Origin of the sequence: Kitasatospora sp. NPDC058048 (assembly GCF_042885555.1) — a bacterium.
GTDB classification, from domain to species: Bacteria; Actinomycetota; Actinomycetes; order Streptomycetales; family Streptomycetaceae; genus Kitasatospora; species Kitasatospora lactacystinica.
Genome location: NZ_JBHVRT010000046.1, coordinates 26,911 through 51,730 on the forward strand (window position 1 = coordinate 26,911; position 24,820 = coordinate 51,730).

General features: G+C 71.1%; 21 protein-coding genes and 3 pseudogenes. 10 read left to right on the forward strand and 14 right to left on the reverse strand.

Annotated elements, in window-relative coordinates; all coding sequences use genetic code 11:
* Positions 1-47 precede the first annotated feature (47 nt).
* The 4 genes and pseudogenes from ACFVVA_RS34980 to ACFVVA_RS34995 all read left to right on the forward strand — a co-directional run.
* Positions 48-665, forward strand: a pseudogene (locus tag ACFVVA_RS34980) (serine protease); the annotation flags it as partial.
* A gap of 204 nt (positions 666-869) precedes the next feature.
* Positions 870-1,595: pseudogene (locus tag ACFVVA_RS34985) on the forward strand (putative Ig domain-containing protein); the annotation flags it as partial.
* Positions 1,596-1,670: 75 nt separating this feature from the next.
* On the forward strand, positions 1,671-2,336 hold the full coding sequence (locus tag ACFVVA_RS34990; protein WP_387694766.1) for an HAD family hydrolase: 666 nt from the start codon (positions 1,671-1,673) through the stop codon (positions 2,334-2,336).
* An 80-nt stretch (positions 2,337-2,416) separates the two neighbouring features.
* Entirely contained in the window at positions 2,417-3,313 is an 897-nt protein-coding gene (locus tag ACFVVA_RS34995) for an aminoglycoside phosphotransferase family protein (protein WP_387694767.1), read from the forward strand.
* Between the two features lie 26 nt (positions 3,314-3,339).
* Here the strand turns inward: ACFVVA_RS34995 and ACFVVA_RS35000 are convergent, their stop codons facing one another.
* Positions 3,340-3,642 carry an RICIN domain-containing protein gene (locus ACFVVA_RS35000; protein WP_387694768.1) on the reverse strand — a complete coding sequence of 101 codons (303 nt, stop codon included), beginning with the start codon at positions 3,640-3,642 and terminating at the stop codon, positions 3,340-3,342.
* A 526-nt stretch (positions 3,643-4,168) separates the two neighbouring features.
* On the opposite strand from ACFVVA_RS35000, the gene hemC reads away from it, so the two are divergent.
* Positions 4,169-5,101, forward strand: coding sequence for a hydroxymethylbilane synthase (hemC, locus tag ACFVVA_RS35005; protein ID WP_387694769.1), 933 nt, complete (start codon positions 4,169-4,171; stop codon positions 5,099-5,101).
* Between the two features lie 468 nt (positions 5,102-5,569).
* Here hemC and ACFVVA_RS35010 read toward each other — a convergent pair whose 3' ends face one another.
* Positions 5,570-6,121, reverse strand: coding sequence for a hypothetical protein (locus tag ACFVVA_RS35010; protein ID WP_387694770.1), 552 nt, complete (start codon positions 6,119-6,121; stop codon positions 5,570-5,572).
* Positions 6,122-6,135: 14 nt separating this feature from the next.
* On the reverse strand, positions 6,136-6,570 hold the full coding sequence (locus ACFVVA_RS35015; RefSeq protein ID WP_387694771.1) for an ATP-binding protein: 435 nt from the start codon (positions 6,568-6,570) through the stop codon (positions 6,136-6,138).
* Between the two features lie 197 nt (positions 6,571-6,767).
* On the opposite strand from ACFVVA_RS35015, the gene ACFVVA_RS35020 reads away from it, so the two are divergent.
* The 3 genes from ACFVVA_RS35020 to ACFVVA_RS35030 all read left to right on the forward strand — a co-directional run bounded on the left by ACFVVA_RS35020 (position 6,768) and on the right by ACFVVA_RS35030 (position 8,468).
* A complete protein-coding gene (locus ACFVVA_RS35020) occupies positions 6,768-7,598 on the forward strand; it encodes a Scr1 family TA system antitoxin-like transcriptional regulator (RefSeq protein WP_387694772.1) in 831 nt (276 codons plus the stop codon).
* Complete coding sequence (locus ACFVVA_RS35025) at positions 7,595-7,786, forward strand: DUF397 domain-containing protein (protein WP_380359432.1); 192 nt, start codon at positions 7,595-7,597, stop codon at positions 7,784-7,786. Before ACFVVA_RS35020 ends, ACFVVA_RS35025 begins: the two co-directional genes overlap by 4 nt.
* A gap of 136 nt (positions 7,787-7,922) precedes the next feature.
* Positions 7,923-8,468, forward strand: a complete 546-nt coding sequence (locus tag ACFVVA_RS35030) for an NUDIX hydrolase (protein WP_387694773.1) — start codon at positions 7,923-7,925, stop codon at positions 8,466-8,468.
* A gap of 192 nt (positions 8,469-8,660) precedes the next feature.
* Here ACFVVA_RS35030 and ACFVVA_RS35035 read toward each other — a convergent pair whose 3' ends face one another.
* The gene (locus tag ACFVVA_RS35035) at positions 8,661-8,900 is read right to left on the reverse strand and encodes a hypothetical protein (RefSeq protein ID WP_387694774.1); all 240 of its coding nucleotides are present in this window, start codon (positions 8,898-8,900) and stop codon (positions 8,661-8,663) included.
* A gap of 65 nt (positions 8,901-8,965) precedes the next feature.
* On the opposite strand from ACFVVA_RS35035, the pseudogene ACFVVA_RS35040 reads away from it, so the two are divergent.
* Together ACFVVA_RS35040 and ACFVVA_RS35045 are read left to right on the forward strand one after the other, a co-directional pair.
* Positions 8,966-9,586: pseudogene (locus ACFVVA_RS35040) on the forward strand (XRE family transcriptional regulator); the annotation flags it as partial.
* Positions 9,587-10,275: 689 nt separating this feature from the next.
* Entirely contained in the window at positions 10,276-10,701 is a 426-nt protein-coding gene (locus tag ACFVVA_RS35045; RefSeq protein WP_387694775.1) for a hypothetical protein, read from the forward strand.
* A 259-nt stretch (positions 10,702-10,960) separates the two neighbouring features.
* Here the strand turns inward: ACFVVA_RS35045 and ACFVVA_RS35050 are convergent, their stop codons facing one another.
* The 10 genes from ACFVVA_RS35050 to ACFVVA_RS35095 all read right to left on the reverse strand — a co-directional run bounded on the left by ACFVVA_RS35050 (position 10,961) and on the right by ACFVVA_RS35095 (position 24,663).
* Positions 10,961-11,794: a hypothetical protein gene (locus ACFVVA_RS35050; protein ID WP_387694776.1), complete on the reverse strand. Its 834-nt coding sequence runs from the start codon at positions 11,792-11,794 to the stop codon at positions 10,961-10,963.
* Between the two features lie 71 nt (positions 11,795-11,865).
* Entirely contained in the window at positions 11,866-12,672 is an 807-nt protein-coding gene (locus tag ACFVVA_RS35055) for a hypothetical protein (protein WP_387694777.1), read from the reverse strand.
* Between the two features lie 120 nt (positions 12,673-12,792).
* Positions 12,793-13,665, reverse strand: a complete 873-nt coding sequence (locus ACFVVA_RS35060) for an enoyl-CoA hydratase/isomerase family protein (protein WP_387694797.1) — start codon at positions 13,663-13,665, stop codon at positions 12,793-12,795.
* 38 nt (positions 13,666-13,703) lie between these two features.
* Positions 13,704-14,975, reverse strand: coding sequence for a cytochrome P450 (locus tag ACFVVA_RS35065; protein WP_387694798.1), 1,272 nt, complete (start codon positions 14,973-14,975; stop codon positions 13,704-13,706).
* Positions 14,976-15,225: 250 nt separating this feature from the next.
* Positions 15,226-16,602, reverse strand: a complete 1,377-nt coding sequence (locus ACFVVA_RS35070; protein ID WP_387694778.1) for a cytochrome P450 — start codon at positions 16,600-16,602, stop codon at positions 15,226-15,228.
* Positions 16,603-16,675: 73 nt separating this feature from the next.
* Positions 16,676-17,266 carry an ATP/GTP-binding protein gene (locus ACFVVA_RS35075; protein WP_359908521.1) on the reverse strand — a complete coding sequence of 197 codons (591 nt, stop codon included), beginning with the start codon at positions 17,264-17,266 and terminating at the stop codon, positions 16,676-16,678.
* Entirely contained in the window at positions 17,241-17,615 is a 375-nt protein-coding gene (locus ACFVVA_RS35080; RefSeq protein ID WP_387694779.1) for a DUF742 domain-containing protein, read from the reverse strand. The genes ACFVVA_RS35075 and ACFVVA_RS35080 overlap by 26 nt, the downstream gene beginning before the upstream one ends.
* A complete protein-coding gene (locus tag ACFVVA_RS35085; RefSeq protein WP_359908526.1) occupies positions 17,612-18,013 on the reverse strand; it encodes a roadblock/LC7 domain-containing protein in 402 nt (133 codons plus the stop codon). The genes ACFVVA_RS35080 and ACFVVA_RS35085 overlap by 4 nt, the downstream gene beginning before the upstream one ends.
* Positions 18,010-19,296: an ATP-binding protein gene (locus ACFVVA_RS35090; protein ID WP_387694780.1), complete on the reverse strand. Its 1,287-nt coding sequence runs from the start codon at positions 19,294-19,296 to the stop codon at positions 18,010-18,012. The genes ACFVVA_RS35085 and ACFVVA_RS35090 overlap by 4 nt, the downstream gene beginning before the upstream one ends.
* A 420-nt stretch (positions 19,297-19,716) precedes the next feature.
* Positions 19,717-24,663 (reverse strand): NAD-glutamate dehydrogenase, encoded by a 4,947-nt coding sequence (locus ACFVVA_RS35095; protein WP_387694781.1) that lies wholly within the window; start codon positions 24,661-24,663, stop codon positions 19,717-19,719.
* Positions 24,664-24,820: the final 157 nt, after the last annotated feature.

Sequence of the window (24,820 nt, forward strand, 5' to 3'; positions counted from 1 at the left end):
GCGTCGGCGACCAGTCGTACACCCCGCGATCCCCCACAAGGAGAGCCATGTTCAAGAGATTTGTCGCGGTGGCCGGTACCAGTGCCGTCGTCGCGGGCGGGCTGGCCTTCGCCGCCGCCCCCGCGCAGGCCGTCCAGGCGGCCGACCTGACGTCCACCATCGCCCTGAACAACTGCTCGGCCTCGCTGGTCCGTTACCCCACCTCGGTGGCCGGCGACCGGGCGCTGATGCTCACCAACGGGCACTGCCTGCCGACGATGCCCTCGGCCGGCCAGGTGATCCAGAACACCACCGCCAGCCGCAGCGGCACCCTGCTGGACGGCGCGGGCAACAGCCTGGGCACCGTCCAGGCCGACAAGCTGCTCTACGCGACGATGACCGGCACCGACGTCGCCCTCTACCAACTCACCGACACCTACGGGTCGATCAGCTCCAAGTACGGCGCCACCGCGCTGACGATCAGCGACTCGCACCCGACCGACGGCGCGTCGATGTACATACCCTCGTCGTACTGGAAGCAGGTCTGGAACTGCTCCGTCAACGGCTTCGTGCCGACCCTGCGCGAGGACGCCTGGACCTGGCACGACTCGCTGCGCTACAGCTCCGGGTGCAACACCACGCACGGCACCTCCGGTTCGCCGATCGTCGACTCCGCCAGCGGGCGGATCATCGGCATCAACAACACCGGCAACGACGACGGCGCCATGTGCACCCTCAACAACCCGTGCGAGGTGGCCGCCGACGGCACCACCAAGGCCTACAAGGGTCAGAGCTACGGCGAGGAGACGTACTGGTTCACCACCTGCCTGAACTCCTCCACCCGGGCCATCGATCTCAACGTGGCCGGCTGCCTGCTCACCAAGCCGGCCGGCAGCGCCGTCTCGGTGACCAGCCCGGGCAACCAGTCCACCGTCGTCGGCGGCGCGGTCAACCTCCAGATCAACGCCTCCGGTGGCACCGCCCCGCTGTCCTACGCCGCGACCGGCCTGCCCGCCGGGCTGTCGATCAACTCCTCCACCGGCGTCATCGCGGGCACCGTCTCCACCGCGGGCAGCTCCACCGTGACCGTCACCGTCACGGACGCCGCGGGCAAGTCGGCCTCCACCTCCTTCACCTGGGCGGTCTCCACCGGTGGCGGCAGCTGCACCCCGGCGCAGCTGCTGGGCAACGCGGGCTTCGAGACCGGCACCGCCACCCCGTGGACGACGTCCAGCGGCGTGGTGGACAACAGCTCTTCGCAGGCGGCCCACGGCGGCTCCTGGAAGGCGTGGATGAACGGCTACGGCTCGACCCACTCGGACTCGCTGTCGCAGACGGTGAGCATCCCGTCGGGCTGCAAGGCGACGCTGAGCTTCTGGCTGCACATCGACACGGCCGAGTCGGGCACCACCGCGTACGACAAGCTGACCGTCTCGGTCAACGGCACCACGCTGAAGACCTACTCCAACGTGGACGCCGCGGCCGGCTACCAGCAGCGCACCTTCGACCTGTCGGCCTACGCGGGCCAGAGCGTCACCGTGAAGTTCGCCGGGACCGAGGACGCCTCGCTCCAGACCAGCTTCGTGATCGACGACACCTCCGTCCAGACCGGCTGACCGGGTAACGCCCAAGGGGCGGTGGCCGGTTCGCCGGTCACCGCCCCCGGGTGCGCACCGGCCTATGCTGATCGGATGATCAAGCCGATAGAGCTGGTGATTTTCGACTGCGACGGCGTCCTGGTGGACAGCGAGGTGATCGCCGTCCGGGTGCTGGTGCGCCTGGGGGCGGAGCACGGCTGGCCGCTGACCGGGGCGGAGGCGATCGAGCTCTTCGTCGGACGGTCCGAGGCCGCCAACCGGGCGACGGTCGCCGAACGGCTGGGCGCCGAGACGGCCGTCCTGTGGAGCAAGCGCTTCGTCGAACTGCACGCCGAGGCGGTCGACGCCGGGCTGACCCCCGTGGCCGGCCTGCCGGAAGCCCTGGCCGCGATCACCCTGCCCACCTGCGTGGCCTCCAGCGGCACCCACGAGAAGATGCGCCACACCCTGGGCCGCACCGGCCTCCACGACCACTTCGCCGGACGGATCTTCAGCGCCACCGAGGTCGGCCGCGGCAAGCCCGCCCCCGACCTCTTCCTGCACGCCGCCCGCTCGATGGGCGTCGACCCGGCCGCCTGCGTGGTGGTCGAGGACAGCCGGCCCGGCGTCGAGGCCGCCCGCGCCGCCGGCATGCGCGCGCTCGGCTACGCGGGCGGCGTCACGGTCGCGGAGCGGCTGGCCGGGCCGGGCACCGTGGTCTTCGACGACATGCGGGACCTGCCCGGGCTGATCGCCGCGGGCGCGGTTCACCAGGGGTAGGTCCCGCCCTCGGGGCGGCCGTCGGGTCCGGCACCAATTCGGTTGCCGGGCCCGGTCCGCGGGTGGCAGGGTCGGGCGCCATGGCCCCCTCCCGCAAGCTGCACGCCGACGAACTGGACATCGACGAGGCCCTGGTGCGCCGGATGGTCGCCGAGCAGTTCCCGCAGTGGGCCGGGCTGCCGGTCGAGCCGGTGGTGCCGGCCGGGACCAGCAACGCGATGTACCGGCTCGGGGCGGAGCTGGTGGTGCGCATCCCGCGGATCCCCGGGGTGGTCGAGGAGATCGCCAAGGAGGACGTCTGGCTGCGCCGCCTGGCCCCGCGGCTGCCCGTTCCGGTGCCGGTCCCGCTGGCCGTGGGCGGGCCGGTCGACGGCTGCCCCTGGCCCTGGTCGGTGCTGCGCTGGCTGGACGGCGCCACCCCGGACGCCGGGCGGCCCGCCGAACCCGAGCTGCTGGCCCGGGACTTGGCCGGTTTCGTGGGCGCCGTGCGCCGGATCGACCCGGCCGGCGCCCCCGCCGCCTACCGCAGCGAGTCGCTGGCGGACCGGGACACCGGGACGAGGAAGGCGATCGCGGCCGTGCCGGACCTGGTCGACGCCGCCGCTGCGACCGCCGCCTGGGAACACGCCCTGCGCGCCCCCGCGCCCACCGGCCCGCCGGTCTGGCTCCACGGGGACCTCCAGCCCGGCAATCTGCTGGTCTCCCCGGACGGCCGGCTGAGCGCGGTCATCGACTTCGGCTGCGCGGGCCTGGGCGAACCGGCCGTCGACCTGATCCCCGCCTGGTACGTCCTGCCCGCCACCGCCCGCGGGACCTTCCGCGAGGCCGCGGCCCCCGACGACGCGGCCTGGGCCCGCGCCCGCGGCTGGGCCCTGTCGATCGCCCTGCTGGAGGTGGCCTACTACCGGGACAGCGACCCGAGGATGACCGCCATCGCCCGCCACGTGATCGCCGAGGTCCTGGCCGATCGTGCTTGAGGGCCCCGTCCCCACCCGTCCGAGGGTCAGTGCCACACCGCGCCGGGCTGGCCCGAGAACAGCCACTGCTGGGCGTTGGCCCCGTTGGCGGTGGAGTAGTTGGTGATCTCCAGGCACTTGCCGGAGCTGTTCTTGATGACGAACGTGCCCGAGAGGTCGGCGGAGACGCCCTTCCCGAGCTCGGCGAGCGCGGTGTGCAGGCTCGGCTCCCCGGTGTGCGAGTCGGCGAAGGCCTGGCCGCCGCCGAGGCCGGTGAGGGTGAGCGTGAGGGCGGCGAGGCCGATGGCGGCGGCGGAGCGCCGGGTGCTGCGGAGTCCGTTGCTGGACATGGAGGGTCCCCCTTCGAAGGTGCCGGTGGGTTCGCGCCCACCACCTGGTCCCCTGTGCTGGACGCATTATCAGCTTGCGCTTTCCCCAAGGGAGTTGTCGTCAGCGGTCAGTCCACTCCCGCTTCGCTCGGAGTCCACCGCCGGTCGTCGCGGCACTGTGGCGGTAGTCGCGGGGCGGCAGCCTGTACGCGCCACCGAGGCCACGGCTGGGCCCATTCAAGCGGCCCTACCATCCGTTGCCGCTTCGGCCTGGCCGAAGCGGCAACGGACACGACCACTTCCTGCGCAGAACCAGGAGGAGCAGTACGACCATTGGTCGGGCCGGACTTGATCCAGTGCTCTCCAGCCCCCCCCGCCGAACGGGTTCGGCGGGGGGCTGCCCAGGCGGGCTCGGCGATACGAATGACCTGGCTGGTGTGCGACTCCAAAGACTCCTTCCCGGTTTCCGGCATAACGTCGGAAACCGGGCGTGTTCGGTGCGAGTAGCATTCGGCCAACACCTTGTTAGCTACTGGGAGTTAGGCTTATGAGCACGCTGGTGGTGGGGTCGCGGGCCAGTCACCTGGCGCGGGCTCAGGTCAGGGAGTTCCTGGTGCCGCTGCGGGAGCGCTTCCCCCATGTGGTCTTCCGTCAGCGAGTGATCACGGAGGCCGGTGATCAGGACCGCAGGTCGGCCCTGAGGGACGTCTCGGAGCGCGGCGGCGGCTCGGCATTCTCGGTGAACCAGGTGAACGCGCTGGTGTCCGGCGAGGTCGACGTGATCGTGCACTCGCTCAAGGACCTGCCGACCACGAACCCGCCCGGCCTGATCCTCTTGCCCCCGCCCACCCGCGCGGATGTGCACGACGCGCTGTGCGGCTCGACGTTGGCCGATCTCCCGTACGGGGGCAGGATCGGCACGTCGGCGTCGCGCCGGATCGCCCAACTGCTGCACGTACGCCCGGACCTGGTGCCAGTGGAGATCCGGGGGAACGTCCCGACCAGACTCGGCAAGCTCCGGACGCAGCAACTGGACGCCGTGATCCTGGCGGCCGCCGGGATCAAGCGGCTCGGCCGCAGCGAGGAGATCAGCGAGATCCTGCCGATCGGGCCGTTTCCCCCGTCGCCCGGGCAGGGCGCGCTGGGCATCCAGATCCGGGAGGACAACGAGTCGGCTCGCGAGATCCTGGCCGGTTCCGGTGACCCGGCGACCGACGCGGAGGTGCGGGCCGAGCGGGCGATGCTGGCGGAGCTCCACGGCGGATGCTCGGTGCCGGTCGGCGCGTTCGGCAAGGCCGACGGCGACGTGCTGACCCTGCGCGGGCAGGTCACGTCCGTGGACGGCAAGCGGCAGGTGGAGGCCAGCTTCTCCGGCCCACTGGGCGAGCCGGAGAAGCTGGGCGTTCGAGTGGCGGGCCTCCTACTGGACCAGGACGCGGAGGGCATCCTGGCGGAGGTCCGGCCCACCGCCGCTGCTTAGGCACGCAGGCGGGCCAGGTCCAGGGCCGCACAGGTGATGATCCGGTCCGCGCCGGCCCGCTTGAGCATGGTGAACAGCTCCGCCAGCGGGCGGAAGTCCCGCTGACCTGCCCGCGGGCCCGCCCGTCGCCACCTTGCGCGCAGGAAGTCGGCCGACCCGACTTCCTGCGCAGACGATGAGCGAACCAGGTCGAGGGCGGGCCCGCGGGCAAGCACACGGGCCCGCCCAAGAACACCTAACGCCCGCCCACCCACCCCTTCCACAAAAGTCATGGGCGGCCCGGCCAAGATTGGCCGGGCCGCCCAAAAATGAGGCAACCCAGCAGCCCTGGCCGAGACAGCCGAGTCCATTCATGGCGCCCCAGAGCCCGCTGCCGCTTCGGCAGGGCCGAAGCGGCAGCGGCACGGTGCACCGCCACTCCTGTGCAGGAAGTCGGTGGGGCCGACTTCCTGCACAGCGGAGACGAGTTCAGGTGCGGGTGGCTTGGGTGCGGCAGTGGGTGAGGGCGTATTTGAGGCGGGTGTCGGGGTTGGGGGTGGTGGTGAGGAGTTCGCCGGCGGTGACGAGGGTGGTCCAGTAGGTGGTGGGGTTTCCGGTGCGGGGGAGGGGCCGGGCGGCGGCGAGGGAGAGGTAGGCCGCGGTGAGGTTGCCGGTGGTGAACCAGCGGCTCAGGCCGTGCTGGTGGCCGGGTCGGATGCCGCCCATCGCATCGATGGCGGTCAGGAAGAGGTCGACGACGGCGAGTTCGGTGTCCGTGAGGGAGGCGGGGACGTCGAAGACGCCGAGGGCTTCGAGGAGTTCGCCGGTGTCGGTCTCGGAGCCCGTGCGGGGGTTGGCGAGGAGGGCGTCGTGGCACTCGCTGAGGCGGCGGAGGGTCTCGGCGAGGGGGATGGTCAGGGCGAGGCAGACCGCGCGGGCGGAGGGGAGGGGCTTGTGGGTGCGGCGGGCGAGGAGGGCGTAGGTGTCGGCGGGGGTGCGGCCGCGGGAGAGGGCGTGGCCGGCGAGGGTGGTGAGGTGCATGGGGGTTCGGGCTTTCAGGCGGTGACGAGGGCGGGGCCGGGGGCGGGGGCGACGAGGGCCCAGACGAACTTGCCGATGCCGCCGGGGCGGTTGGCGCAGCCCCAGCGCTCGGCGAGCTCGTTGACGAGGAGCAGTCCGCGCCCGTGCTCGTCGTCCGGCGCGGCGACGAGGAGCGATGGGCGGCCGCTGCCGGCGTCGTGGACTTCGAGGCGCAGGCGGGAGCCGGTGACGGTGAAGCGAACTTCGATGTGGCAGTCGTCGGGGGCGTCGGCGTGCCGGACGGCATTGGCGAACAGCTCGCCGAGCAACAGCTCGGCGGTGTCGCGGTAGCGGTCCCCGGAGGGCAGTCCGGAGAGGTAGGCCCGGAGCAAGTAGCGGGCCAGGGGCGTGAATTCGACCCGGGAGTCAAGGCGGGCGACGAATGCGCGGGGGCGGGGGGTTTTGAGCATGGAGGCACCTCGGATGGGGTGAGGTCTGAGCGGCTCGGTCAGCCTCGGGCGGTGCACCTTCGGCGTCTGGCTGAGGGCTTGCACATCACAGCTTCGCTCCGGTCCGTAGTGATGCGACTACCCAGTGCGCCCAATGTCCTCTAGACTTCGGAGCTGTTCAACTTGACTTTGCCGTTTGATTGGTAGGGTGAATCGCCTTGAACAAACGCGAACTTGACCCCCAGGCCTCCCCTTCCGCCGAGTTCGGGGCCTTTCTCCGGGCGTTGCGCGAGCAGCGGGGGTGGACGCAGGAGCACCTTGCCGGATTGATCGGCTGCACCTCTTCCTTCGTCTCAGCTCTTGAAAATGGTCGGCGGAAACCAACTCAACGGATTGCTGCGGCTCTTGACAGAGCATTTGACACATCGCAGGCGGGCACGTTCAAGCACAAGGCCGGCGACGTCAAGTACAGCGCACTGCTGGAAGGGTTCGCCGAGTTCGTCACCCAAGAACGTCGAGCCGCTGAACTGCGACTCTTCGAACTCGGCATCGTGCCGGGCTTGCTGCAAACGAGGGAGTACGCAACCGCCATTGCGGCGGGTGCTGTGCGCCGGAGGAGCATCACGCAGGACCAGGCAGACGAACGGGTGCGAGTCCTCATAAACCGCCAGGCTGGTATGCGCCGGGAACCGTCACCGCTGGTTCATGTCGTCATGGACGAGAGTTGCATTCGTCGGCCTGTGGGCGGGGATGCTGTGATGGCGGCTCAGCTTGACCACCTCGTTGAGTTTGCCGGCGACCCCACGGTGCGACTCCAGATAGCCCCGTTCGAGCTCGGCGAGAACAGGGCTTTTGATCTTCCGGTGTCCATCCTGACGTTGCCGGACCGGTCGCTGGTCTCCTACGCCGAGAGTGCACACCAAGGGCGCTTGGAGCGGGATATCAAGGCGGTGACAGCCGAGTTGGCGGCCTACTATCAGCTGCAAACGCATGCCCTTTCACAGGCGGACTCGGTGGCGATGATCCGCGAGCTACGGAGGCGAGTATGACCCTCGACTGGTTCAAGTCCAGCTACAGCAGCAACGGTGGACAGTGCATCGAGGTATCCGACAGCATGCCCGGCATCGTCCCCGTTCGTGACTCCAAGGACCCCGAGGGTCCTGCTCTGGCCTTCCCGGTCGACGCCTGGTCGAGCTTCGTTGCCGCCGTCCGCTCCGGCGAGTTCAACGACGTCTGACGCACCGTTCGAGCTGTCCGAGACCCCATTACCCGCAGGCGGGTAATGGGGTCTTCCCGTTGTTGCCTCGGGAGCTCGCCGCACGGGTGAGAGAGTTGGGAACTCAACTGGTGCGCGTGTAAGGGAGGGGCTGTTCGTGGAATGGGAAGTGTTCGGGCGTCGGCAGGTCTACGGGAGCCCGTGGGTCGAGGTCTGGCTCGATGACGTCGAGATCCCCGGCATCGGCCGGATCGACCACCATGTCGTCCGCTACCCCCGCGCCTCGACCACCGCCGTCGTCACCAACGAGGCCGGCGAGCTCCTCCTCCTCTACCGGCACCGGTTCATCACCAGCCGCTGGGGCTGGGAGGTGCCGGCCGGATGGACCGAGCCCGGCGAGGAGCCAGCGGCGGCCATCGTCCGCGAGGTCGAGGAGGAGACCGGCTGGCGTCCCGGCCGGGTCGAGCTGTTGACCGAGTACGACGCCATGGCCGGCATCGGCGACGCCCACTTCCACGCCTACCACGTCACGGACTGCGCCCGGGTCGGCGAGCCCGAGGACGTGTCCGAGGCGACCCGCGTGGCGTGGGTACCTGAAAGCGAAGTAGTGAAGCTCCTGACGGGCGGCGAGGTCGCTGATGGGCCGTCGCACGCCGCCCTGTCCTATTTCCTCGGCCCGTATCGGCTCGCTCGGCGTTCCTGACCGACTCGGAGACAGCGGCAGCGGCCCTTGCGGAACCGGGTGGGCTCGTGTGTGAGCACACGAGCCCACCCGGAACGAAGGTCTCGGCGGCCCCGGCCAGAAGTGGCCGGGGCCGCCGAAGCAAGCTGCGGACCGCCGAGCGGCCATCTTGTCCTCCCGACGCAGGAAGTCGGCCTGGCCGACTTCCTGCGCTTACGGGCGGGTGGTGGCTTGGGTGCGGCAGTGGGTGACGGCGTATTTGAGGCGGGTGTCGGGGTTGGGGGTGGTGGTGAGGAGTTCGCCGGCGGTGACGAGGGTGGTCCAGTAGGTGGTGGGGTTGCCGGTGCGGGGGAGGGGTCGGGCGGCGGCGAGGGAGAGGTAGGCGGCGGTGAGGTTGCCGGTGGTGAACCAGCGGTGCAGGCCGTGCTGGTGGCCGGGTCGGATGCCGCCCATGGCGTCGATGGCGACCAGGAAGAGGTCGACGACGGCGAGTTCGGTGTCGGTGAGGGAGGCCGGGACGTCGCTGGGAGTCAGGGGAGGTCAGGTCCCCCCGCCCGGTGTACGTTCGAGCCCTTGAGGCTGTCACCAAACTTTCCGTGGACCGCCTCGACTTCGAATCACCACAGCTACCGTCGAGGGTCAGCATGGACGGTACGGGAGGCCATGACATGACCAGCGATGAACCGGACCTGCCCGTGCAGGCCGCACCCGCTCCCGCGGGTGAGGACTACTCGGGGATCTGGATCAGCCATTACGAGTTCTTCAGCAGCCGGGAGAACACGTTCACCGGCCTGCACCACGTCATCCTGTCCCAGCGCGGGAACCGGATCACCGGCCGGTCGCTCCCCGGCGCGTCGTCCAATCCCGACTCACCGCTGTCGTTCGATCTCACCGTCGATCGGAACGTCGTGACGGGCTCATGGGTGGAACAGACCGCACAGGACGGCTACTACCAGGGAGCCAGGTACCACGGCGCCCTTCAGCTGCTGGTCGATCCGACCGGGCGCCGGATGGCAGGCAAGTGGGTCGGCTTCGGCAAGGAGTTCGACATCAACACCGGGCCCTGGGAACTGCGCCTACTGGACAAGTCCACGGCCGACGGCGTGTTGAGCCGCTACAGCATGCCGCCGGAGGCGTAGCGCGCCTCACCGCACTGGCGCAGCGAGCCCCGCACCGACCACACCCGAGACGGACAGGACGGAAAAAGGCCGCCGGGTGGGACGGGATGCGTGGGAAGTCGGCGGGGCCGACTTCCCACGCAAGGGTGGGGGGCGTACTTGCTGCGGGGCCCGGGCCTCACACGAATGACTCGCACTCCATGTAATCGTTGTGCTACTTTCCGCAGCATCAACAGAACATAGGAGACCCCGGCGGTGGTGACACACCCCGGGGTCGGGCACCAGGAGCAGGACTCCAGATGCAGATTCATCGTAGCGCGCACGTGCGCGCATTCACCGTGCTTCCCAACGGCCTGTTGCAGGACCGTCGGCTCAGCTACACCGCTCGGGGCCTCCTTGCCGACCTCCTCTCCCGGCCGGACGGGTGGCGGGAGGACGGGCGGCAGATGGCGGACAGCAGTCCGCAGGGGCGGGGTGCCGTCCGGCGGGCGCTCAAAGAACTGAAGGACGCCGGGTACTACCGGGTCGACAGGGTCCGGATGCCCGATGGGACGGTCCGGTCCGAGTCCCACGTCTTCGACACCCCTCAACCCGAACCGACTGTCCCCCGCCCGGCCTCCGGTGGGCGAGGGACCGGCGCCACTGTCACCCCTCCCGTAAAGGACCCGGGGCAAGAACCCACCCTCCCGGATGAACGGACGCGGGCCGCCGTGGCCACCCTGTTCCGGGTGATCCGGCCCGAACCCCGCCTGCGCCTCGGCGAGGCCGAGGCGCAAACGCTGGCACCGCTCGTCTCGCAGTGGCTGGAACGAGGCTGCGACGAAGCCGAGTTGGCCCACGCCCTGCTCCCCGGGCTGCCGCAGCCGATGCACTCCCCCACGGCGATCCTCCGGGACCGGCTGCGGCGCAAGCTTCCGCCGGAACGCCCCGAAGCTCCCCCGTCGACGCCGTACGCCGAGTGCGGCCGCTGCCACGACCCGGTGCCGCGCCCCGGGATCTGCCGCGCCTGCGCGGGCCTCGGCGCGAGAACCGTCGCCGTCGGCACGGGAGCCCCCGCCACCCCCGGCGGCGTCGCCCGCGCCCGCTCGGCCCTGCGGGGGTGGCACGAACCGCTCATCGCGGCGGGCAGCGGTTGACCTCCGCACGCCCTGCGCCGGTTCAGCACTCCACGGCCTCTCCCCCAGTTGCGGTCCCGCTACGGGCGGGCGCCGGGGCCGGCGAACAGCTCCCCGAACGCCCGTTGGTCGCCGCTCCTCAATCGCGCCCGCTGTGACAGTTCCACACCCCCACCTGTCCGCAACGGGCCGCCGGGTTCCCGCCGGAGCACGGCAGAGGGCCCCGACGAACCGGACGGTTCGTCGGGGCCCTCGTCAGCCGGTCAGGCCGGTCAGGCCGTCAGGCGCACTTGATGTCGCGGTTCACCACGGCCATCCCGGCGACCTTCGCGCCGTCCACGGTGAACTCGTACTGCCAGCCCTGCTGGCCCTCGACCGGCAGCACGTACTTGCCGCTCTTGTCCTGCTGGAGGCCCTTGGCGCCGTACGCCTGCTGGAGCGCCTCCAGGGTGGAGCCGGCGCCGATGCCCTCGGCCGTCTTCGCCTCCGCCGGGGCGGCCAGCTCGCGCAGGCCCGCCTCCGCGAAGGAGACCCGGCCGGTGGTCAGGTACGCCTTGTCCTTGGCCTCCTGTGCCACCCTCAGGTCGACCAGGGCCATCGTCGAGTCGGCGATCAGCTTGGCGGCGGCGGCCGAGTCCTTGGCCCCGGCGGCCGAGCCCGCGGCGGCGGCCGCCGCGTCCTTGGCGGAGGCGTTCGGCGGCAGGGTGCCCTGCGGGGCGGGCGCCTTCCCGCTGGCCGCGTCGGCCTTGGCGTTCAGGTCCTTGTACCGGGCCTCGGTGGCCGCCTCGGCGGCCATCCGGGCCTGGTCCGGTGCCGGGCCGCCCTTGTAGACGAAGTCCGTGCAGCCGCCGAGCAGCGAGACCGGTGACGGCTCCAGGGCACCGGTGGCCAGCCCGGCCTCCTTGGCCATGCCCGGCTTGAGCCCCTGGTACCCGGCCGCCGCGAAGGCCTCCGGGCCCTTCGTCGTGGGCGCCGCCGAGGGTGCCGCAGCGGCGCCCTCGGCCTTCGCCGAGTCCTTCTTGTCATCGGACGAACAGGCCGTCGCTGAGGCGGCCAGCAGTACTACCGAGATGCCCACGCCCACCGCGCGGACCGTGGCCCGGTTCTTCCCCATGTCACAAACCCCCACGTGATCTTTCAAGGGTCACCGTACCGAGAGTGCGGCCACGATCCACAACCGGTTTCTCAGGCGCAGTAGGTGTTGTGCTTCACCAGGGCGAGCCCGGCGACCTTGCCGTCGGCCACGGTGAACTCGTAGAACCAGTCCGGGCCGCCGCCGCCGCTCTCGGACGGGAGTTCGTAACCGCCCTCCTTGACCGGCTTGAGGTCCCTGCCCTCGTAGGCGCGCTTGAGCTCCTCCTCCGTCGAGCCGGCCCCGATGCCCTCGGCGGTGCGGGCGCCCGCCGGGGCGACCAGCTGGCGCAGGCCCTCGGTGCCGAAGTTGACCCGGCCGGTGGTCAGGAAGGCCTGGTCCCGGTTCTTGCGGGCAGGCCCGAGGAGGTCCAGGTCCTTGTAGAGCACGGCCATCTCCTGCCGCCCCGCCTCGGTCTGGTCGAGCTGCTCCCGAAGGCCCGCGAGGTACTCCTGCCGCTCCTTCGACGAGGCCCCGGGGGCCAGGGGCGCGAGCGGCTTCCTGGCCGCCTTGATCTCGTCGATCCTGGCCAGGGCCTTGTCGACCTTCGTACGGACCTCCGCCTCGGCCGCCATCCGGACCGGGTCCGGCGCCGGACCGCCCTTGTACGCGTAGTCGGTGCAGCCGTTGAGCAGCGAGACCGGCGACGGCTCCAGGGCTCCGGAGGTGAGCGCCTCCTCCTTGGTCATCGAGAGCTGGAGCCCGCGGTAGCCGGCGGCGCCGAACGGCTGCGGCGGTGTACTGGTCGCCGCCTCGGCAGCGCCGCCTCCGTCTCCCCCGCAGGCCGCCGCTCCGGCCATGACCAGCGCCGTCGTCAGTACGGCCCCGGCCACGCGCCCGCCGCGCGTCGTCCCCACCATGATCATCTCTCCTTCGTCGACCGCACACGGTAGCGAACGTGCGGGCACGATCGACAACCGGTTCCCCCACGCACGGAAGGGGCCCGGGTCCGAGGACGCGGGCCCCTTCGCATGCGCCGGTCAGTCGACCGGGGGCCGGGCGGCGAGACCGCGGGCGTAGTGGGCGGCGGCGAGGACCGAGGCCATCAGCTCGGAGTCGAGCACGGAGGCGTCGGACAGCCGGGTGGCCGACGCGTGCGAGGCGAGCAGCGTCTTGGTGACCCGCAGGGCGGCCTCGGGGCGGCGCGTGACGGGCCTGGCCCACTCGTCCACCGCCCCGTCCAGGTCCTGCTCGGGGACGACCCGCTGCAGGATGGCGAGCTCCCGCGCCTCCACCGCGCCGACCGGGCGGCCGGTGAGGATGATCTCCCGGACCCGGGCCGCGCCGACCTCGTGGAGCAGGCGGGGCAGCAGCCCGCCCCAGGCGACGGGCAGGCCCAGGGCCAGCTCGGGCAGCCGGAAGACGGCGTTGTCGGCGCCGACCCGCAGGTCGCAGGCGAGCGCCAGGGCGAAGCCGGCGCCGGTCGCCCGGCCCTGGACCCGTGCGACGGTCACGGCGGGGCTGTTGGTGAGGGCGTCGCAGACCCGGCGGGCCTTGTCTCCGTAGCTTCGTATCCGGCCGCCGGTCGGGTCCGCGTCCAGGCCCGCGAGGAGTTCCTCGCGGTCGCCGCCGAGGCAGAAGTCCCGGCCCGCCGCGGACAGCACGATCACCCGCACGGCCGGGTCGGGCACGGCGAGGACGGCGAGGAGTTCGTCCAGCATGGCGGAGGTGACGGCGTTCCCGGTCTCCGGGCTGTCCAGCTCGACGTGGAGCACCGCTCCCCGGAGCTCGGAACGGACCGTACGGACCGGCGCGGGCCCGGGGGCCGGCTCAAATGCCCCAGCGGGTGCCGGCTCGGGCTCGGCGTACCAGCCGGTGGGCGCCGGGGGGTTCGCCGGGTACGGGGGCCGCATCGCGTACGGGTGGTACTGGGGAGCCTGCGAGGAGACGTTCATGCGGCCACTCTCAGGGACGTCACCCGGTGGAAGACCATCCGGGGCGCGTGCTCCGGCGGGCTCGCCGCCCGCAGCGTCGGGAAGCGCTCCAGCAGCTGGCCGAGCAGGGCGCGCGCCTCCAGCCGGGCCAGGCCCGCGCCGAGGCAGTAGTGGGCGCCGCCGCCGAAGGTGAGGTGGGTGCCCCGGCGGAGCGGGTCGAAGGTGTGCGGGTCCGGGTTGCGGCGCGGATCGCGGTTGGCCGCGCCGTACATCACGTGGACCATGGTGTCCTTGGGGAGGAACGTCCCGGCCAGCACGGTGTCCTCGCCCGCGACGCGGCTGTTGACGCGGATCGGCGGGTCGTAGCGCAGCGCCTCGTCGATCGCCTCGTCGATGTGCTCGGGCCGCTCCCGCAGCCACTCCCACCGGCCCGGCGACTGCAGCAGCTGCCACACCAGCGAGGAGAGCAGCGTCGCCGTGGTCTCCAGCGAGGCGATGGTGACGAACATGGTGAGCTGGTAGACCATCCGGTCGGTGGCCTCGCGGTCGGACTCCAGCCCGTCCCAGGTGCGGATCCAGCCGGCGATCACGTCGTCGCCGTCGTTCTCGCGGCGCTCCCGGACGAGGCGGGTGAAGTACTCGCGCAGGTCCATGGTGGCCTGCTCGGAGACCGCCAGCTGGCTCTTGGTGGGCAGCAGTTCCTGGGCGTGCACCTGGTTGTGGGTCATCGTCAGGATGTGCGGGTAGTCCGCGGGCGCGATGCCCAGCCAGCGCCCGACGGTGCCGATCGGCAGCTGCTCGGCGACCACGGTGGCGAAGTCCGCCTCCCCGTCCGTCCGTATTCGCTCGGCCAGGCGGTCGAGCAGCCCCGTGACGTCGGCCTCGATCTCCGGCGCCATGTCCCGCAGCGTGTTCCGGTCGAAGAGGCTCCCGAGGCTGCGCCGCTGCCGGGTGTGCTCGGGGGCGTTGAGCCGGGAGAGGGTCCGGCTCATCTCCTGGGTGGCGACGGCCTCCCAGCGGTCCGTCCCGCTCTGCCGCTCCTGCCAGGCGAAGTCCGGGACGAGCCAGGTCCTGCCGCGCAGGACCTGGTCGCACGCTTCGTAGCCGGTGACCAGGTAGCCGCCCCAGGGCGCCGGGACGAGGTCGCCGAGCGCCCGCAGCTCGTCGTAGACCGGGCTCGGATCGGCGAGCCCCTCGGCCGAGCGCAGCCTCCGCAGCAGCGGTACGGCGGCACGGCGGTCGGCCCTTCCGTCAGGGCGCTCCGACTCCGCGGGGCGGGCTTCCAACATGGCGGTCACACGGGCTCCTTCAACACGCGGGCGGGCAGTACGGCGGCGTACTACCCAGCAACAGCGCGCTCAAGCGTCGATCCGTGTTGCCCACGTCACGTACTGCACCGCCGTCGCACGCCGTTCACCTCGCGGTGACCGTGCGGCTTCCGGCGGCGTGTCGGAGCGGGACCCCCGGGGCCCCGGACGCCCGGGCCCGGAATCAGGCCCGGATCCGGGCCCGGGATCGGACCCGGCTTCAGACCCGGCTTCAGACCCGGAAGACGTCCAGGAAGGAGCTCCACCAGCCCTTCTTCTGCGGCGCCCGGGCGGGCGCGGCGGCAGGCTGCGGGTACGCCGGCGCCTGCTCGGAGCCGGCCGGCGCCGGGGCCGGGACGGGATCCGCGACCGGCCGCGCGGTGCGGGCGGCCACCGGGCTGAACCGCACCGGCAGCGAGACCAGGCCGCGCTGGAACGGCCCCGGCCGCCACTCCACGCGCTCCGCGGGAACCGCGAGCGTGACGTCCGGGAGCGCGTTGAGCAGGCACTCGATGGCGCTCAGGGCGATCAGCTGGGCCGGCGACTTGGCCGGGCAGGCGTGCGGGCCGGCGCCCCAGGCCAGGTGGGCCCCCTTGCTGAGGGTCAGCCGGGCGTCGGTGAGCGCGGGGTCGCTGTTGGCGGCGGCGAAGCTGATCACCACCGGGCTGCCGGCGTCCATCGGGACGCCGCCCAGGTTGAGGTCCTGCATCGGGTAGTGCGTCGCGTAGTTGGCGATCGGCGGGTTGTTCCACAGCACGTCGTCGAGGGCGTCCTCGATGCGCAGTCCGGGGCCGCCCTCGCCGGACAGCAGCAGGAGCAGCGCGTTGCCGATCAGGTTGCGCTCGGGCTCGACGCCGGCGCCCATCAGCATGACCAGCTGGTCCTTGAGCTCCTCGTCCCGCAGGCCGGCCGGGTGCTGGATGAGCCAGGAGGTGATGTCGTCGCCCGGCTGGCGGCGCTTCAGCGCGACCAGGTCCATCAGGCAGGAGGTCAGCTCCTCGTTGGCCTGGATCACGTCGAGGCCGTCGAAGAGCGCGGACATGCTGCGGGTCAGCCGGTCGCCGATGTCGGCCGGGCAGCCGAACAGCTGGTTGAACAGCAGCAGCGGCAGCAGCTTGGCGTAGTCGTTCAGCAGGTCGGCCCGGCCCAGCGCGCTGAACTGGTCGATCAGGTAGCCGGCGATCCGCTCGACGTGCCGGTTGAGCCGGTTGTCGTTGAGCCGGTCCAGGCTCTCGGTGACGGCCTTGCGCAGCCGCAGGTGCTCGGCGCCGTCCGTGAAGAGGCAGTTGGGCCGGTAGAACATCATCGGCAGGACGGGGCTGTCCATCGGCACCCGGCCCTCGTTGAGCGCCGCCCAGCGCCGCGAGTCCCGGGCGAACATCCCCGGGTTCTGCAGCACCCGCAGGGCGGCCTCGTGCGAGGTGACCAGGGTGGCGTCCACCCCGGGGGCCAACTCCACCGGCGCGGCGGGACCGTGGGCGCGCAGCTTGTCGTAGACCGCGTCGGGGTCGGCCGAGAACATCTCCCCGTAGAGCGGCGTGCTCACGCCGACGTGCATCGGGCAGCCCGGCGGAGGCGACTGCGGGACGGGTCGCTGCAGAGATTCCATGGGTCGTTCCTTGGGGGTGGCCCCGGGCGGGTGCGGACCCGGGAGACGTGAGGGGAGGAAGGCGTGGGGGAGGTCAGGAGGCGCGTTCGAGCAGGTGCCGGACGAGCGTCAGCAGGGCGTCGGCCGAGGACCGCTGGTCCCGCGCGTCGCAGAACACCACCGGCGTGTGCGGCAGCAGGTCGAGCGCCTCGCGGAGCTGGTCCTCGGTGTAGTCGCTCTGCCGGTCGAAGCTGTTGACCGCCACGGCGTACTCCAGGCCGTACTGCTCGATCAGGTCGATGACGGGGAAGGTGTCCGCGAGGCGGGTCGGGTCGGCCAGCAGCAGGGCGCCCAGCGCCCCCCGCGCCATGTCCTCCCAGAGCTGCATGAACCGCTGCTGTCCCGGCGTGCCGAACAGATACAGCACCAGGTCGTCGCCGAGGGTCAGCCGGCCGAAGTCCAGGGCGACGGTCGTGGTCTTCTTGTCCGGTACGCCGCGGAGGTCGTCGACGCGGATGGACGCCTGCGTCATGCTCTCCTCGGTGCTCAGCGGGGCGATCTCCGACAGCGCCCCGATGAGCGTGGTCTTGCCGACCGCGAAGTGCCCCACGACCAGGATCTTGACAGCGGTCGTCACCGCGCCCGGGACGTAGATGTCCTCAGGCGAACCGGCGTTGAAGTCCATGCAGTACCTTCTCTAGAAGTCTCGGGTCCGGGGCCTGGGCCGGGGGCGGGGCCGACCGGCGCAGCAGCCGTCCCTCCCGGATCAGGTCCGTCAGCAGCAGCCTCACGACCCCGACCGGCAGCTCCAGCCGGGCCGCGACCTCGGCCACCGAGAGGTAGCCGCCGGAGCACAGCTCCCAGATCGCCCGGGTTTCCGGGCTCGGCAGGGCGGGGAGGTCCTGCTCGGGCGCGATGGTGACCAAGGTGATCAGAGACAGGTCGTCCGCATTCGGTAATTCGCGTCCACCGGTGATGACGTAGGAGCGGATGAAGCCGCCGGTGACCCGCTGTTCCTCGCCGCCGGCCGTCATGAGCCGCTGAGCGTGCTCTGGCGCGGCGCCGCCGACATCGCCCGTCCGAGCGCGCCCACCTGCTGCTGCATCCGGAAGGACATCGCCTCCATGTCGACGTCGGGGGCGGTGGAGGCGGCCAGGTACGCGCCGCTGCCGGCCGCGATCAGGAAGATCCAGCCGTGGTCGTACTCCAGCAGGGTCTGGCGCCAGAGCCCGCCGCCTCCGCCGACGAACGGGGCGACCGCGCGGCTCAGCGACTGCATCGAGCTCATCGCGGCGGCATTGGTCTCCGCCTCGTCGCGTCCGATCTCGCTGGAGCGTTCGAGCAGGAGGCCGTCGGCGGAGACGAGGATGGCGTGCCGGGCGCCGGGTACCTGGAGTACGTCGTTGAGCACCCAGGAAAGATCACGGCTCACTGGATCTCGGTTCCTTCCGTGGTCATGGTGTTGCGCCCGGACAGCGTGCCGCGCTGGAACGCGCCGAGGCGGGACGGCGTGTGCTGGCCGGCGCTCCGCACCGGCTCCTCGGCCCGACCGGGGTCCAGCGGGTTGGGGACGACCGACACGGGGCGCTGGCGGCGGCGCCGGGGCAGCAGTCCGTCCGCGGTGGTCTCCGGTCCCGCCGTCGCCGCGTACGGCGCCGGCACCGGGGCCAGGGGCGCCGCCGGCTCGGACAGCGACACCAGCCGCTGGCCGGCTCCCGGCGCCCAGGACTGCGCGGGCTGCTCCACCGGCGCCGCCTGGGCCTGGTAGTCGGTGTAGTCGGTGTGCTCGGCGACGGGCGGGGCCGCGACCTCGCTGCTGAGCAGCTCGGCGGGCAGCAGCACCACGGCGCGCACGCCCCCGTACGGGGAGACCGAGTCGACGGAGACCCGGAAGCCGTAGCGGGCGGCCAGCATGCCGGAGACGGCGAAGCCGAACTTCGGGGGGTTGCCCAGGCTGGTGAGGCCGATCGGCGCGCCCGGGTTGAGGAGCAGTGCCGCGCGGTCCTTCTCCTCCTGGCCCATGCCGAGGCCGGCGTCGTCGATGATCAGGCAGACGCCGGTGGGGACGGCCTGGACGCTGACCTCCACCGGGGTGTCCGGGGCGGAGTAGTTGGTCGCGTTGGCGAGCAGCTCGGACAGCACCACGGCGACCGGCTCGACGACCTTGCTGGCGAGCGAGACGCTGACCCTGGAATGGATCCGCACCCGGTCGAAGTGCCGGATGCGGCCCTGGGCGCTGCGGACCACGTCGTAGACCGAGGCGACGCTCTCGCGGCGGCCCAGCCAGCCGCCGCAGAGCACCGCGATGCCCTGGGCGCGCCGGCCGAACTGGCTGTTCGTGTGGTCGATCGTCATCAGGTCGGCGAGGATCTGCGGGCTGTCGCCGTACTTCCGCTGCACCTTGTCGATGACGACCTGCTGCTCGTCGGCCAGGCCCTGCAGCGTCCGCATCGCCGCCTTGAGGACGGCCTTGGTGTCCTCCTCGGCGTCCCGGCGGACGGCGGTCAGCTCGGACGCGTGCTGGCCCCGCAGATGGTCGTGCAGCGCGGCGAGCTCGTCGCTCCGGCGCTGTGCCAGGGCGCTCGTCTCCTCCAGGGAGGCGTTGCGCCGCCGCAGGGCGAGGTTCGTCCTGCGGGCCTGGAGGGCCGCTCCGACGGCTGCGAGCATCACCACGATGAAGACCCAGAAAAAGGGTTCCTGCACAAATGACGTCATGAAACTCTCTTCAGGTGGCATCGCGTGGAGCCGGTCCGGGCCCCGAAACGCGAATGGGACTGGCGGCCCGAACCTCCCCGAAAGGCACCTGATGTCACATCACATCGAAGTGCATTCCGGCACGAGACCTGCGGCGACGCCTATCGCGGAGTCAGCCTACTGCAACTCATGCCATGTCAGAACAGATACCAAAAAGGGCAGTTGGGGCGAAATTCCACGACTTGCTGGGAACTCTGACAAGAAATGACGGCATTCGTGACGCCGCGTTAACCACAGGGACACGTCCCGACCACACTTCGATTCGCGCGCAGGGTGATTGCGCCGTCACACCCCGGAATCGGCGGCCCGCCGGACACGACGGCCGCGCATGCGGAAGGGGCCCGCGTCCGTGGACGCGGGCCCCTCCGGTACAGCCGTCCGTCAGCGCATCGAACCGGTGCGCAGCAGGGTGCGGATGACGCGCATCGCGACCGAGAGGCTGGACAGCTCGTAGTTGTCCGAACCCCTTATGTCGTCGAGGGTGCTCTTGGCGCGGTTCAGCAGGGTCGAGTTGAGCTCGGCCCAGGCGGTGTACCGCTCCTCCGGGGTGGCGCCCTCGGCGCCGCAGGCCAGGACGTCGGCGGTCAGCGCCGCGTGCGCCGCGAAGAGGTCCTCGCGGATCGCGGCCCGGGCCATCGACGACCAGCGGTCGGTGCGGGGCAGCTCGATGATGCGGTCGAGCAGGTGCGAGATCTGGAGCCGGTCGCCCAGGTCGTAGTAGAGGTCGGCGACCTCGGCGACGTCCTTGCCGGAGCGGTCCGCGACCTCGGCGACGTCCAGGGTCGGGAAGACCGAGGAGAGGCCGGCGATCCGGGTGGCCAGCTCCTCCGGCACCCCGGCCGCGGCCAGCTCGCCGTACACGGACTCGAACCAGGTCAGGTCCTCGCCGCGCAGCGGCTTGGGCAGCGAGGCCCAGACCTGGTTGACGCGGTCGTGGAAGAACTCGATGGTGCCGGCGATGTCGAGCGGCTGGCGGCGGTTGTTGAGCATCCACCGGGTGGCGCGCTCGACCAGGCGCCGCGAGTGCAGGCGCATCTTGGTCTGCACCCGGGCCGGGACCTTGTTGTCCAGGTCCTCGATCTCGGCCCAGATCGGCTCCAGGTCGAAGACGGCCCGCGCGGCGGTGTGCGTCCGGGCGATCTCCTCGTAGGTCGCGCCGGTCTCCTCCTTCAGGCGGAAGGCGAAGGTGCAGCCACCGCGGTTGATCGTGTCGTTGACGATCAGCGTGGTGATGATCTCGCGGCGCAGCGCGTGGTTGTCGATCGCGTCGGCGAACCTCGCCCGCAGCGCGCTCGGGAAGTACTCGTGCAGCGCGCTGCGGAAGAACGGGTCGTCCGGCAGCTCGGTGGCCAGCAGCTCCTCGGCCAGGATGATCTTGGTGTACGCGAGCAGGACGGACATCTCGGGCTGCGAGAGGCCGCGGCCGTTCTGCTGGCGCTCACGGATCTGGCGCTCGGTGGGCAGGAACTCCAGGCCGCGGTCCAGCTGGCCGGCCGACTCGAAGCGGCTGATCATCCGGGCGTGCACGTTGACCATGCTGTGCGCCTGGGCGACGGCGTTGGCCAGCACGACGTTCTGCGCGTAGTTGTTGCGCAGCACCAGGTGGCCGACCTCGTCGGTCATCTCGGCCAGCAGGACGTTGCGCTGCTTGACCGTCATGTCGCCCTCGGCGACGACCTGGTTGAGCAGGATCTTGATGTTGACCTCGTGGTCCGAGGTGTCCACACCGGCGGAGTTGTCGATCGCGTCGGTGTCGATCCAGCCGCCGGTGCCCTCCGGGCCGCCGGTGGCCGCGTACTCGATCCGGCCGAGCTGGGTGCAGCCGAGGTTGCCGCCCTCGCCGATGACCCGGGCACGGACCTGCTCGCCGTTGACCCGGATGGCGTCGTTGGACTTGTCGCCGACCTCGGCGTTGGTCTCGGTGGAGGCCTTGACGTAGGTGCCGATGCCGCCGTTCCAGAACAGGTCGACCGGGGCCTGGAGGACCGCCCGCATCAGCTCGGCCGGGGTCAGCTTGGCCGCCTCGACGCCGAGCGCGGCCCGGACCTGCGGGGTCAGCTGGATCGCCTTGGCCGACCGGGGGTACACCCCGCCGCCGGCCGAGATCAGCGACTTGTCGTAGTCGTCCCAGGAGCTGCGCGGCAGCTCGAACAGCCGACGGCGCTCGGCGTACGAGGAGGCCGCGTCCGGGTTCGGGTCCAGGAAGATGTGGCGGTGGTCGAAGGCGGCGACCAGGCGGATGTGCTCGCTGAGCAGCATGCCGTTGCCGAAGACGTCGCCGGACATGTCGCCGATGCCGATGACGGTGAAGTCCTCGGTCTGGGTGTCGACGCCGAGCTCGCGGAAGTTGCGCTTGACCGACTCCCAGGCGCCGCGGGCGGTGATGCCCATGCCCTTGTGGTCGTAGCCGGCCGAGCCGCCGGAGGCGAACGCGTCGCCCAGCCAGAAGCCGTAGGACTCGGCGACGCCGTTGGCGATGTCCGAGAAGGTCGCGGTGCCCTTGTCGGCGGCGACGACCAGGTAGGTGTCGTCCTCGTCGTGGCGGACCACGTCGGCCGGGTGCACGACCTCGCCGCCGACCAGGTTGTCGGTGATGTCGAGCAGCGCCGAGATGAAGGTCTTGTACGAGGAGACGCCCTCGGCCAGCCAGGCGTCGCGATCGACCGTCGGGTCCGGCAGCTGCTTGGCGACGAAGCCGCCCTTGGCGCCGACCGGGACGATGACGGTGTTCTTGACCATCTGCGCCTTGACCAGGCCCAGGATCTCGGTGCGGAAGTCCTCGCGCCGGTCGGACCAGCGCAGGCCGCCGCGGGCGACCTTGCCGAAGCGCAGGTGGACGCCCTCGACCTGCGGCGAGTAGACCCAGATCTCGAACGCCGGGCGCGGGGCCGGCAGGTCCGGGATGGCCTTCGGGTCGAACTTCATCGACACGTAGGAGTGCCACTCGCCGGAGGCGGTGCGCTGGAAGAAGTTGGTCCGCAGGGTGGCCCTGATGAGGTTCAGGAAGGAGCGCAGGATGCGGTCCTCGTCCAGCGAGACGACCTCGTCGAGCGCGCCGGACAGCTCCTCCAGGATGCCCTCGGTCAGCTCCAGGGCGCCCGAACGGTGGCTCGGGCTCAGCCGGGCCTCGAACAGGTTGACCAGCAGGCGGGTGGTGTGGGTGTTGTTGCGGAGCGCGTCCTCCATGTAGTCCTGGGAGAACGTGGAGCCCGCCTGGCGCAGGTACTTGGCGTACGTGCGCAGCATCATCGCCTGGCGCCAGGTCAGCCCGGCGATCAGCACCAGCTCGTTGAAGCCGTCGTTCTCGGCCTTGCCGGTCCAGGTGGCGGCGAAGGTCTCCTGGAAGCGCTCGCGCGCCTCGTCGGTGAGCTCGGTGGCCTCGCGCAGCTTCAGGCCGAAGTCGTAGACCCACGCGGTGGTGCCGTCGGAGCGGCGCAGCGCGTACGGGTGCTCGTCCAGCACCTCGACGCCCAGGCGCTGGAGCACCGGCAGGACCTCGGTGAGCGAGATCGGGCCGCCGACCCGGTAGATCTTGAAGCGGCGCTCGTCGTCGCCGGCGCCGACCGGCTGGTACAGGTTGAGCCGGAAGTCGCCCTCGCCGTGCAGCGACTCGATCTGCTTGATGTCGGCGACGGCGGTGCGCGGCGGGAAGTCGGCGCGGTAGCCGTCGGGGAAGGCGTTGGCGTACTTGTGGCCGAGTTCGGCCGCCTTCTCCTCGCCCAGCTCGGTGTGCAGCTGGTCGTGGAAGCCGTCCATCCAGAACCGGGCGGCCTCGGCCAGCCGGTTCTCGATCCGCTCGATGTCCGTGTCGGAGAGGTGCGGCAGCTCGGTGCCCGGGGCGACCCGGACCACGAAGTGCAGGCGGGTCAGCACCGACTCGGTGGCGTACACCGTGTAGTCGATGGTGGCGCCGTTCAGCTCCTCCTTGAGGATGTCGGTGATCAGTAGCCGGATGCGCGTGGTGTAGCGGTCGCGCGGCAGGTAGATGAACGCCGAGAAGTAGCGCCCGTACTCGTCCTGGCGCAGGAACAGCCGCAGCTTGCGGCGCTCCTGGAGGTAGAGCACGCTCGTCGCGATGGAGAGCAGCTCGGAGGCCGGGGTCTGGAAGATCTCGTCCCGCGGGAAGGTCTCCATGATCTGGAGCAGGTCGCGGCCGTCGTGGCTCTCGCTGGAGAAGCCGGACTCCTCCAGCACCTCCTGGACCTTGCGGCGCACGACCGGGATGCGGGTGACCGACTCGGTGTAGGCGGCGGAGGAGAACAGGCCGAGGAAGCGGCGCTCGCCGATCGGCTCGCCGGCGGCGTTGAACTTCTTCACGCCGACGTAGTCCAGGTAGGACGGGCGGTGCACGGTGGCCCGGCTGTTGGCCTTGGTCAGGACGAGGAGCTTCTTCTCGTGGGCCTTGGCGCGCACCGGCGCGGAGAGCCGGCCGAAGGCCTCGCTGACCGCGTGGTGGGCGTCGTCGTGGCTGTGCGGGTCGGCGCGCAGGATGCCGAGGCCGGTCCCGGCGACGGCCTTGAGGACCTCCTCGCCCTCGTGCTCGACCAGGTCGTACTCGCGGTAGCCGAGGAAGGTGAAGTGGTCGTCGGCGAGCCAGCGCATCAGCTCCCAGGCCTCGCCGACCTCCTGCTCGGGCAGGCCGGCCGGGGGCTCCTCGGCCAGCTCGTCGGCCAGGCGCAGCGCGCTCTCGCGCATCTTGCCCCAGTCCTCGACGACCTCGCGGACGTCGCCGAGCACGCGGCGCAGGTCGGCCTCGATGGAGCGCAGGTCCTCGCGGTCGGTCTCGCGGTCGACCTCGATGTGCATCCACGACTCGACGGTCGCGTCGGCCGGCCAGTCGGTGCCGGCGGCCTGGCTGCGGGAGCAGGCGTCGACGTCCAGGATCTCCAGCAGCTTGCCGGTGATGTCACGGCGGACGACCAGCTGGGGGTGGATCACGATGTGGATCGCGCGGTCCTGGCGGGACAGCTCGTTGGTGACGGAGTCGACCAGGAAGGGCATGTCGTCGGTGACGACCTCGACCACGGTGTGGCCGCAGGACCAGCCGTTCTCCTCGACCGAGGGGGTGTGGACCCGCACCTCGGCGGTGCCCTGCGGGCGCTTGAGGCCCAGCCGGTAGTGGGAGGCTGCCGCGCCGTAGACGTCGACCGGGTCGCGGTCGACCAGGTCCTCGGGCGCGGTGTGAAGGTAGTAGTGGTGCAGGTACGCGGTCAGAGCGCCATTGCTCAGACCCTCCCCCGGCGCCGCTCCCCCCACCTGGCTGTTCTCAGCGGCTGCGGCTGCCTTCTTGAGCAGTTCGGCCTTGGCTGCGTCCAGCTTGGTCTGCATGACTTCTTGGCTCCTGTCGCGCGCCGTTGCGTGACTCGGTGGTGTGTGGATGTACACCGACGGGTCACCGCAATCCTGCCGCACCATCCGACTGAAAGGGGCTCATGGCACGCATGAAACGTCCTCCCAGCGGGTAGGACGACTCATTCGTCCTGCA